Source organism: Methylobacterium indicum (genome assembly GCF_017347565.1).
GTDB lineage: Bacteria > Pseudomonadota > Alphaproteobacteria > Rhizobiales > Beijerinckiaceae > Methylobacterium > Methylobacterium indicum.
In genome coordinates, this window is the sequence record NZ_AP024145.1 from 5,085,409 (window position 1) to 5,096,685 (window position 11,277).

At 68.2% G+C, this 11,277-nt stretch carries 5 protein-coding genes; 4 read left to right on the top strand and 1 reads right to left on the bottom strand.

Annotation, left to right across the window (positions count from 1 at the left end):
- Positions 1 to 208: 208 nt before the first annotated feature.
- From miv_RS23655 to miv_RS33770, 3 genes are all read left to right on the top strand, one after another.
- A complete protein-coding gene (locus tag miv_RS23655) occupies positions 209 to 2,419 on the top strand; it encodes a type I secretion system permease/ATPase (RefSeq protein WP_207179242.1) in 2,211 nt (736 codons plus the stop codon).
- Positions 2,416 to 3,918: an HlyD family type I secretion periplasmic adaptor subunit gene (locus tag miv_RS23660; protein WP_207179244.1), complete on the top strand. Its 1,503-nt coding sequence runs from the start codon at positions 2,416 to 2,418 to the stop codon at positions 3,916 to 3,918. Before miv_RS23655 ends, miv_RS23660 begins: the two co-directional genes overlap by 4 nt.
- A 173-nt stretch (positions 3,919 to 4,091) precedes the next feature.
- Positions 4,092 to 5,042 carry a class I SAM-dependent methyltransferase gene (locus miv_RS33770; RefSeq protein WP_048429268.1) on the top strand — a complete coding sequence of 317 codons (951 nt, stop codon included), beginning with the start codon at positions 4,092 to 4,094 and terminating at the stop codon, positions 5,040 to 5,042.
- Positions 5,043 to 5,128: 86 nt separating this feature from the next.
- Here miv_RS33770 and miv_RS23670 read toward each other — a convergent pair whose 3' ends face one another.
- On the bottom strand, positions 5,129 to 8,257 hold the full coding sequence (locus miv_RS23670) for a glycosyltransferase (protein WP_207179246.1): 3,129 nt from the start codon (positions 8,255 to 8,257) through the stop codon (positions 5,129 to 5,131).
- A gap of 758 nt (positions 8,258 to 9,015) precedes the next feature.
- On the opposite strand from miv_RS23670, the gene miv_RS23675 reads away from it, so the two are divergent.
- Positions 9,016 to 11,259: a TonB-dependent siderophore receptor gene (locus miv_RS23675; RefSeq protein ID WP_207179248.1), complete on the top strand. Its 2,244-nt coding sequence runs from the start codon at positions 9,016 to 9,018 to the stop codon at positions 11,257 to 11,259.
- The last annotated feature ends 18 nt before the right edge of the window (positions 11,260 to 11,277 follow it).

An 11,277-nucleotide genomic window follows, 5' to 3' on the forward strand; every position in this document is an offset into this window, starting at 1 on the left:
AAGCCCGCACATGGCCCACTCGACGCATTCTCGACGCAGCTGTACGAGGCAGTCGCCGGCGGGGTGTCGTTCGAAGATCTTGCGGCCTTGAGTTGGATCGAGGCAGATCACGCACGGGCCAAAACTCGTGTAAGCTACGGGTCGCGAAGTGGAGCGCGGCGCGAGACCGGCCCGGCATTGCCGTGCCGTGAAGTTGGGAGACGACGACATGGTGCAAGACGCGGCCGCACAGGCCGGCCCCGGCCGCCCCGGTCCCGGATCCGCGGACCTGCCGACGGCCCGACCCGATTCCGGCCTCGGCGCGCTCGCCCTCGTCGCCTCGTTCCACCAGATCCCCTGCGAGCCGGCGCAGGTCCGCCACGATCTCGGCCTCGGCCAGGCGCCGATGAGCGGCGTCGACATCGTCCGTGGGGCGCGCCGCCTCGGCCTCAAGGGCCGATTGCTGCAGGACCAGAAGCCGGCCCGCCTCGACGGCATTCCGCTCCCGGCGATCCTCGAGGTCGATGACGGCCACTTCGTCGTTCTCGGACGGCGTTTCGAGGACGGCAAGCTCCGGATCATCGATCCGGTCGCCCGCACCGCCGACCATGTCGAGCCCGAGGCGTTCCTGCCCCGCTGGACCGGCACCATCGTGCTCGTCGCCCGCCGGGCCAACCTCCAGACGGCGCTCCACTCGTTCGGCCTGACCTGGTTCGTCCCGTCGATCTGGCGCTACCGCAAGCCGCTCGTCACGGTGCTGGTCGCCTCGCTGTTCATCCAGCTCTGCGCCCTCATCACCCCGATCTTCTTCCAGATCACCATCGACAAGGTGCTGGTCCATCGCGGCTACTCGACCCTGACGCTGGTCGCCGTCGGCCTCGTGGTGCTCGGCCTGTTCCACGTCGTGCTGCAATACTTGCGCGGCTACATCCTCACCCACACCGCGAGCCGGATCGACGTCGAGCTCGGCGCGCGGCTGTTCGACCACCTGATGCGCCTGCCCCTCGGTTATTTCGAGACCAGGCCCGCCGGCCAGACCGTGGCGCGGGTGCGCGAGCTCGAGACGGTGCGCAACTTCCTCACCGGACAGGCGCTGACCTCGGCGATCGACGTCCCGTTCACGCTCCTGTTCCTCGCCATCCTCTACTTCTACTCGCCGCTGCTGGCGCTGATCGTCACCCTGTCGATCCCCTGCTACATCCTGGTGGCGGTGCTGCTGCGGCCGATCCTGCGCGACAAGACACTGGAGCGCTTCAACCGCTCGGCCCTGTCGAGCCAGTTCCTGATCGAGTCGGTGGTCGGCATCCACACCGTCAAGGCGCTCGCCGTCGAGCCGACTCTCAAGAGCCAGTGGGAGGAGCGGCTCGCCGGATACGTCAAGACCTCGTTCGTCGCCGGCCTCGTCGCCAGCATCGGCCAGAACGCGATCCAGTACATCTCCAAGGTCACGACCGCGCTCGTGCTGTTCTTCGGCGCCTATGCGGTGATGAACGGCGAGTTGACCGTCGGCAGCCTGATCGCCTTCAACATGATCATGGGCCAGGTCACTGCGCCGATCCTGCGCCTGTCCCAGCTCTGGCAGGATTTCCAGCAGGTCAAGGTGTCGCTGGAGCGCCTCGCCGACGTGCTCAACTGCCCGCCGGAGACCCGGGCGCTGGCCCAGGCCCACCTGCCGCCGGCCAAGGGCCAGGTCACGGTGCGGGGCGTGTCGTTCCGCTACCAGCCCGGCACGCCGGAGGTCCTGAAAGATGTCAGCCTCGACATCCCGGCCGGCCAGGTCATCGGCATCGTCGGCCCCTCGGGCTCCGGGAAATCGACCTTCACCAAGCTCCTGCAGCGCCTCTACGTGCCCGAGAAGGGCCAGGTGCTGGTCGACGGCGTCGACATCGCCCAGGTCGATCCGGCCTGGCTGCGGCGCCAGATCGGCGTCGTGCTCCAGGAGAACCTGCTCTTCAACAAGACGGTGTTCGAGAACATCGCGCTCGCCAATCCCGGCCTGTCGCGGGCGCAGGTGATGCAGGTGGCCCGTCTCGCCGGCGCCGACGAGTTCATCAACCGGCTGCCGCTCGGCTACGACACGCCGATCGAGGAGCGCGGCGCCAACCTCTCGGGCGGCCAGCGCCAGCGGCTGGCGATCGCCCGGGCGCTCGCCACCAACCCGCGCATCCTGATCCTCGACGAGGCGACCTCGGCCCTCGACTACGAGAGCGAGCGGATCATCCAGGACAACATGAAGCACATCGTGCGCGGCCGCACCGTGATCATCATCGCCCATCGGCTGGCCGCGGTGCGGATCTGCGACCGCATCATCGCGGTGCAGGAGGGGCGCATCGTCGAGGACGGCACCCATCGCGAACTGATCGAGCGGCCGGCCTCGCTCTACGGCCGCCTCTGGCGCCTGCAATCCGACCACGGCACGAGCCAGGGAGAGGCCGCGTGAGCGCCAACCCGCAACCCTCCCTGCCGGCGCCGCGCCGCGCCCCGGCGCCGGCCCGCTTCAGCCCGCGCGGCCTCACCGAGCGGGTGCGCCGGCTCGCCGACGACCGCTCCGACCAGGAATTCCTGCCGGCGCATCTGGAAATCCTCGACACCCCGCCCTCGCCCTACGCGGTAGTCTTCACCTGGGTGATGTGCCTGATGTTCGGGGCGGCGCTCGTCTGGAGCATCTTTGCCCAGATCGACATCCACGCGGTGGCGACCGCCCGCATCCAGCCCTCCGGGCGCTCGAAGGTCGTGCAGCCCTTCGACACCGGCAAGGTCCAGACCATCGCGGTCGAGAACGGTAGCCGGGTCCAGGCCGGCGACGTGCTCCTGACCCTGGAGCCGACCGAGGCCGAGGCCGACCTGTCCTCGCGCCAGGGCGACCTCGCGGCGTTGGAGGCCCAGATCGCCCGGCGGCGCGCCACGATCACGGCGGTGGAGACGAACCAGCCCACCGCCAAGGTCGAGTTCCCGGCCGCGGTGCCGCCGGCGGTGCGGGCCCGCGAGGAGGGCGCGATGCTGGCCGAGATCGGCCAGTACGTCAGCACCCGGGACGCGTTCGAGGCCCAGCTCGCCGAGAAGGTCGCGACGCAGGAGCGCTTCACCGCCAGCATCGCCGCCCGCCAGCGGCTCCAGGCGGTGCTGAAGGAGCGCGCCGACATGCGCGAGACTCTGGTGGCCAAGGCCGCCGGGACGCGCGCGGCGGTGATCGACGCGGTGCAACAGGTCGAGCAGGTCTCGGCCGATCTCGCCTACGACCGCGGGCAGCTGACCGAGGCCAAGGCCGCCGCCACCTCGCTGCAGCGGCGCATCACCCAGCTCACCAGCGAGACGGTGGCGCGCCAGTACCAGGCGCTGACGGAGGCGGCGCAGAAGCGCGACGCCCTGGTGCAGGACGTGGTGAAGGCCACGCTCAAGCGCGAGCGGACCCAGCTCAAGGCGCCGATCGCCGGCACGGTGCAGCAGCTCGCCGTGACGACGCTCGGCCAGGTGGTGACGGCGGGCCAGCCCCTGATGGTGGTGGTGCCGACCGACGGGCCGATCGAGGTCGAGGCCCAGGTCCAGAACAAGGATATCGGCTTCATCCTGCCCGGCCAGGAGGCGGTGGTGAAGATCGACGCTTTCCCGTTCACCCGCTACGGCTCGATCGAGGGTCGTGTCGTGCGAGTGTCGCGCGACGCGGTCGACGACCGCGAGGCGGGGGGCGGCAGCGACGCCCTGTCGGTGGCGCGCGGCCAGGGCCTCAACCCGGTGACCGGCACGCAGAAGACCCAGAACCTGATCTTCCCGGTGACGGTGGCCCTGTCGCAGACCACGATCATGGCCGACGGCAAGGCGGTGGCGCTCACGCCGGGCATGACCGCGACGGTCGAGATCCGCACCGGGCGGCGCCGGGTGATCGACTACCTGCTCTCGCCGGTGCGGGAGACCACCGCGACGGCCGGGCACGAGCGCTGAGGGAATCAGCGGACGGCGCCGGGGCGCCGTCTCGCCGCCCTTCCTGTGCCCGAAACATCCCTCACGGAGGGATGAAAACCGGGCGCTCGCGCGTCTTACGTCAGGAAAGCCGGAGCGATCTTCGTCATGCGCAAAGCGGGCGACCGCCGGCTGCGATCTGTCAAAGGCCGTCGATGTCCGATCCGCTCCACCTCGTCCGGCACGCTCTGCCGTTCACCGGCTACCCGTATCGGGGCGAGGCCGTGGCCTGCAATCTGTGCGGCTGCACCGGCACGCTGGTCGTGGCGGAGACCGACCGGCGGCTGAAACGGCTGCGCTCCGTCGCCTGTACCGAATGCGGCCTGATCCGCACCGACCCGATGCCGACGCAGGACGAACTCGGCGCCTATTACGCCTCGGCCTACCGCGCCGCCTACCAGTTCGCCCTCGGCAAGCGCCCGCCGCGCCACCACCTCAACCGGTCCCGGCGCGAGGCGGCGTTCCGGGCCGATCTGCTCGCCCCCGCCCTGCGGCCCGGTGCCCGGGTGCTCGATTTCGGCTCGGGCTCGGGCGAGTTCCTGGCTGCCGCGCGGGCGCGGGGGGCGACCGTCACGGGGGTCGAGCCCGGCCTGTCCTACGCCGCCTTCGCGCGCGAGGAGCACGGCGCCCGGGTGCTGGACCGGCTCGACGCCCTGGCGCCCGACGAGGCCTTCGACGTCGTCACCGTCCACCACGTGCTCGAGCATCTGCGCGACCCGGTCGACACCCTGGAGCGCTTGGCCGGCCGGCTGGCGCCCGGCGGCGTCCTCTACGCCGCGGTGCCCAACATGGCGGCGACCGGCAAACCGCCGCACGAGCGCTTCCACTTCGCCCATGTCCACGGCTTCGTGCGCGAGACCCTCGACCGCGCCGCCGCCCGCGCCGGCCTGACTCCGCATCCCGATTACTGGCGCGAGGACACCACCGCGGTCTACCGGCGCGACCCCGCCGCCAGACGGGGACCGGCCCGGACCGACCTCGCCCAGGCCCTCGCCGCCGCCCTCGCGCCGGCGAGCCCCGGCACCTACATCGCGTCCGGCGCCTGGCTCGGCCCGATGATCCGCCGCAACGCCAAGGCGATCCGCGACACGTTCCGCGCCTCCTGACGGCGGTCCAGCGTCGGCAGGGGCGGGGGGCATCGTTCATCTCCGGCGGGGACGGAAGACGCCCCCGCCTTGCGCCCCAGCCGGCTCTATGCCGGCATCCCCGCGCGATCCTCGCCCAGGCCGTAATACGTCGCCAGCAGGTTGCTGTACGTGACGTGTTCGTAGGGAGCCCGCCGAGCGTACAGATCGGGGAGCGACAGGCCGAGCAGCAGGTCGTTCAAGGCGCTCGCGTCGAGAGCCAGCCCCGGATCGACGAGCGCGCCCTCGTCGCGGGCGCGCAAGCGCTCCGCCTGAGCTCCCAGATCGAACGCGACAGGGGGGACACCCGCCGCCTGGGCGAGCGACAGGGTGTAGCAATAGGTCTCCGGCCAGATCGAGCCGATCAGCACCAGGTCGATCTCCAGGTCGTGCAGCAGGCCGATCGCCTCCTCGTCGGTCCGGTAGCGGCCGGTCTCGATCACGCCCAGGGCGGCGAGGCGCTCGGGCATGTTGCTGTACCCGACCACCCGGTATGTGATCGGCAGGTCGCGCAGTCGGGCATCGACGGCGAGGTCGTGCAGGACGTTCGAGCCCTTGTGGGGTCCGACGCCTCCGAGGCTGGCGATGCGCAGCGGGGCGTCGGGCCCGACAGGCACCGTGCGGGCGGAGGGCCAGGCGACCGAAGGCAGCTGCTCCTCGTGCGGCCGGATCGTGATCCGGCTGCCGGGAAGGTAGGGCGCCAGGCGCCGGGCGATGTCGTGCGAGGGGGACAGCACGACCGCGGCGCCGGCGAGGAGCCGGGCATAGGCCTCCCGCCGGATGGCGGGATCGGGCACCCCCCTGCTGCCGTGATCGATGGCGATGCAGCGGCGGCAGGCTTCCGCGTCCGGCAGGCCGCAATACCGGGCGAGCGGCGTCACGAGGTCGTTGCGATGGCAGACCGCCGCGTAATCGTGGAGCGTGAACGCGTAGGGACCGCCCGCCTGGATGATCGTCATCATCTGCTCCGTCGACGCCCAGTCGAGGCCAACGAACGAATGGATGTGCACGAGGGCGGGCCGCAGCCATTCCAGAAACGCGGTGACGAGGTGGCCCTGCCTGTCGATCTGCAGCGTCTCGACCGACGAGGTCGGGATCGCCCGCGTGGAGTCCGGCAGCGTCTCGATCCGGATGCTGCGTTCCGTCGCCGCCTTCAGGATCACGACCTCGTAGCCCTCTTGCGTCAGGCGGTCTGACAGGTCGCGGATATGGGTGACGATGCCGCCGATCCGGTTGTGGGTGACGAACACCACCGTTTTCGGCCCGAGGCTGCGCGCGAGACGGAACAGATCGAGCCGGATGCGGGCTTCCCGGGCCGGATCGGCTTCTACGTAGGTCAGGATCTGCGATGTATAATCCGGATGCTTGCCGAGCAGGCGCTGCTCGATCTGCTCCATATTTTTTGTGAACGTATTGTCGAACGACGCACCGCCCGAATGATAGACGAAGATGTCGTGGGCCAGGAGATTGCGATAACCCGCCTTCCGGGCTCGCAGGCAGAAGTCGTTCTCCTCGCCGTAGCCGCGGCCGAAGGTTTCGGCATCGAAGACGCCGATCCGGTCGATGATGCTGCGCCGCATGTAGAAGCAGAAGCCGACACCGGTCGGAACATCGGACGAAAGATGGCGGTTGGCGTCGCGTGCGCAGGCATCCAGTTCCGGTAGGGTGAGCTCGAGGTGGATGCGGTTGTTGTAGTTGAACAGCGGGTAGCTGCAGATCGTCGCGTTGTTCGACAGCGGGGTGATGGTCGCGGCGTCCGGATTGGCCTGGGCGTGCCACAGCATCCGGTCGAGCCAGTCGCCGTAGGGGATCGCATCCGAGTTGAGAAGGATCACGTCCTTCCCTGTGCAGAAGGCCAGAGCCTTGTTGACCGACGCGACGAAGCCGAGATTCGTCTCGTTCTCGAGGTAGACGAAGAGCCCCTTGGCGGCGAGCGCCGCCAGGGCATCGTTCAGCTCTGCCAGCGGTCCGCAATCGTTGACCACCAGGAGGGCGAAGCGGCTCGACTGCCGATTGGCGAGCACGGCGTGTACCGCCCGCAACGTCTCCTCGTAACCCTTGTAGACCGGGATCACCACGACGACCTCCGCCGAGGTCATGTCCGTGGCCGGGCTCGCCGCCGCCCACTCGGCCGCGGATGGTGCCGTCGGGGCCGGCCAGAGCGCGGGGCCGAACGGGTTCGGTTTGAGGCCGAGGGCACGGCCCTCGGTGACGTAGTGGTAGAGCGGGTTGACCGTCGTGGGAACCGTGGACGCGTATTGCTTCCGGTAGTGCTCGGCCCAGAAGATCTCGGATGGGTTGCGCCCCTCCTTCCATCCGTGCTCGGCGTAATGGCGGAGCGGATCAAGGCCCGCCTCGCGGACATCGGTGTAGCTCGACAGGTAATAGATCTCGTCGAAGTCGGCCGCGATCGCCGCCATCGTCGCAGCGAGCGTGACGGCCTCCGTCGCGTCGGACGGGACGTCGTCCCCAGTCTTGCGGGCCGACGGATTGGGGCTCAATCCGAGCGCACGCCCCTTGATCACGTAGTGATAGAGAGGATTGACCGTTGGTGGGACCTCGGTGCCGTGGGTGCTCCGGTAGTAGTCGTTCCAAAAGCTTTCCGACGGGTTGCGTCCCTCCTTCCATCCGTGCTCGGCATAGTGGCGCAGCGGGTCGAGCCCCGCCTCGCGGACGTCATCGTAGCTCGACAGGTAGTAGCTCGCGTCGAAGTCGTCGGCGATCGCCGCCATCACCGCGGCGAGGGCGGCGTCCGTCGTCCGCGCCAGCCTCACGAGGGGGGGGGTGCCGCCCAGCAGGCGATGGGTCGAGACGTAGTGGTAGAAGGGCGGGATCCGGCCGGCGCCGAGATGCTGATTGCGATTGAGGTGATCGTGCGTGACGAAGTATGTGTTGGGCTCGTAGCCGTGCCGCCAGCCCTCGGTCAGGTAGTGGTGCAGCGGATCCGTGCCGGGGTCGAGCGTATAGGTTCGCGTATAGAACTCGGCGTCAAAATAGTCGTGAATGACCCGCCGCTGAATTTCAACGAAATCGTTCATTTCCCCAGTCGAGATGATTCTACGTTGCGCCTCAGGGAGCGACCCGTAGTGATCAAGCGGGTTAACCTCGAAATTATCAAACGATAAATATTTATCTTTATAGTATAAAGTAGAAAAATGTGCCGACGGGTCGCGGCCTTCGCGCCATCCGCTCGTCATATAATGTTGAAATGGATCTTGCTTGGTGAGGGCAACATCGCGGTATGTGCTAGTGTAGAAGTCGGCATCAAAGTGCGTCTCGGCGCCTTCGGCGCGCCGTAACTTTCGGAGAGTTCTTTTAATCATTGCCGAAACTACCACCTTCTTCCGATCGGTCCGACCCGCACGAGCGATGCATCCCCCGCGCCACACCGTCGGCCGGCACGGTGCGAGGTGGCGCGTCGTTCGCGGGCCGTGCCATCGCATGCGTGTAGCGGAGTCAGTCCCGCAGGAAACGCTAGCGCCGACGCCTCTACCACGGATCGTGCTGCGCGTTCATCAAGTTCCGTGACATTCCGGCCTCCGTCACTGCCCAAGCGCAAAATTGCGGCTATCGCACGGCACATTACGTCATGACATGCTCCGTGCCCTCGCGACCGTGGGCGGATGTCGCACTCAACTTCGTCCGGTTCCGCGTTCCACCTGGATCGCCGTGGATTCCGGTCCCGGTTCTCGCGCCAGCCAAGCGTGGCCTGTCGTATCGATGCGACGATCGTTTGACGAAGGAACGCCGCCAGCGCCGGCCGCGGCAGGCGCGTTGCGGATCTGCCACAGGCTCTTACATCTGCCGCAAGGCTCGGGTTGCCGACTCCACGGGTCGGGCGTTCGTGCTAAAAAAGCAAGTAAGAGCAATAGCTTATTATCATTCTAAAGAGTGGCTTCGACCCCCGGGAGGCTCCTCCCGGGGGGCATGCCGCCCACGGCCCAAAGGTCCCGACATGCGTTCTCGTCCCTGCGTTCCCGCCCGTCGCCGCATTGCCGGCGCCCTCGCCGGCGGCGTTTCTCTGCTCGGGTTGATGACAGCGGCGGCGACGGCCCAGGAGGCGACACCGCCCCGGCAGGGGACGGCGGCCGGCGGCGCGATCCAGCTCGAGGCGATCGACGTCGCGGGCAACGGCGCCCGGCCCGGCGCCACCGTGGTCGCGGCCCGACCCAAGGAGGATCCGCGCGGGCCGATCGACGGCTTCGTGGCCACCCGTACCCTGACCTCGACCAAGACCGACACCCCGCTGATCGAGACGCCGCAATCGGTCACCGTGATCGGGCGTGAGCAGATCGACGCCCTCAAGCCGCAGCAGGTCGGCGACGCGGTCGCCTACTCGGCCGGCGTCTACGGCAACGTGTTCGGGCCCGACCCGCGGGTCGACTTCTTCCTGATCCGCGGCTTCACGGCGAACGACACCGGCCTGTACCGGGACGGCCTGCAGCTCTTCAACTACGGCTTTGCCGCCTACAAGGTCGACCCGTTCGGGCTGGAGCGCATCGACGTGCTGCGCGGTCCCGCCGCGGTGCTGTTCGGCCAGGGCGGCCCCGGCGGCCTGATCAACCTGATCAGCAAGAAGCCGCCCGTCGATCCCCTGCGCACCATCGAGGTCGGCGGCGGCTCGTTCGGCCAGAAGTACCTCGCCTTCGACCTCGGCGGGCCGGCCGACAAGGACGGTCACTGGTTCTACCGCCTGACCGGCATCGGCCGGCAGGGCGGTACCCAGGTCGACGGCCTCGACGAGAATCGCGGCTACATCGCCCCGACCTTCACCTACAAGCCGGACGGCGCCACCACCTTCACGCTGCTGTCGAGCGTCCAGTACGACGATACCGGCCGCCTCAACGCGTTCCTGCCGTATTACGGCACGGTGCGGCCGACGGTGCTCGGCCTGCGCATCCCGCAGAACTACAACGTCTCGGATCCGTTCAACAATACCTATCGCCGGACTCAGGCCAATATCGGCTACGAGTTCGAGCACGTCTTCGACGATACCTGGACCTTCCGGCAGAACCTGCGCTACGCCTTTAGCGATTCGCTCGACGACGCGTTCCTCGGCGGCATCGGCTATGCCGACGCGAACCAGACCCAGATCGCCCGCTACCGCTTCCGCGCCGCCTCGCGGGCGCGCCTGTTCAACGTCGACAACCAGGCGGTCGCCCGGTTCGACGACGGCTTGTTCAAGCACACTTTCCTGATGGGCCTCGACTACAAGAACTTCCAGCTCAACGACAACCAGGCCACCGGCGGCTTCGCCGGGGTGCCGGTTCCGAACTTCAACATCATCACGCCGAATTACGGCGCCGCGAGCGTCCCGGTCGCGCCCTATCTCGTCAATTACGACGTGTTTCAGCAGCTCGGCCTGTACTACCAGGACCAGATCAAGCTCACGCCCGAGCTGACCCTGGTGGTCTCCGGCCGCGGCGACTTCACCTCGAACGAGGTCAACAACCGGCTCGCCAGCACCCAGACGCGGCAATCGGCCAACGCCTTCACGCAGCGCTACGGCCTGATCTACAACTTCGATTTCGGCCTGGCGCCCTACGTCAGCTACGCGACCTTCTTCAACCCGCAGGTCGGCACCAACGCCTTCAGCCAGCCGTTCAAGCCCACCACCGGCGACCAGTACGAGGTCGGCGTCAAGTACGAGATCCCGGGCGCGAACGCCTTCCTGACGGTGGCCGCCTTCGACCTCGCGCTCGCCAACACGCTCACCGCCGACCCGAACAGCGCGATCAACCAGCTTCAGCTCGGCGAGACCCGCTCGCGCGGCTTCGAGGCGCAGCTGGTGGCCAACATCACCAAGGACTTCAACGTCGTCGCGTCGTTCACGAGCTACAACCTCGAGATCACCAAGGGCGACGTCGGCGCCATCGGCCGGACGCCGACCAACACGCCCGAGACCCTGGCCTCGGTCTTTGCCGACTACACCATCCCGACCGGCGACTGGGCCGGGTTCGGCTTCGGGGCGGGCGTGCGCTATGTCGGCCGCTCCTTCGCCGACGTGAACAACACCCTGACGGTGCCGGAGCGGGCGCTGATCGACGCGGTGATCCACTACAGCCGCGACAACTGGCGCTTCGCCATCAACGCGGCGAACCTCACCGACAAGCGCTTCGTCTCGTCGTGCCAGTCGGTCAATGCCTGCTTCTACGGCGAGCAGCGCCGCATCACCGCGAGCCTGAGCTACAAGTGGTGAGGCGAGGGGCGGGGAGGC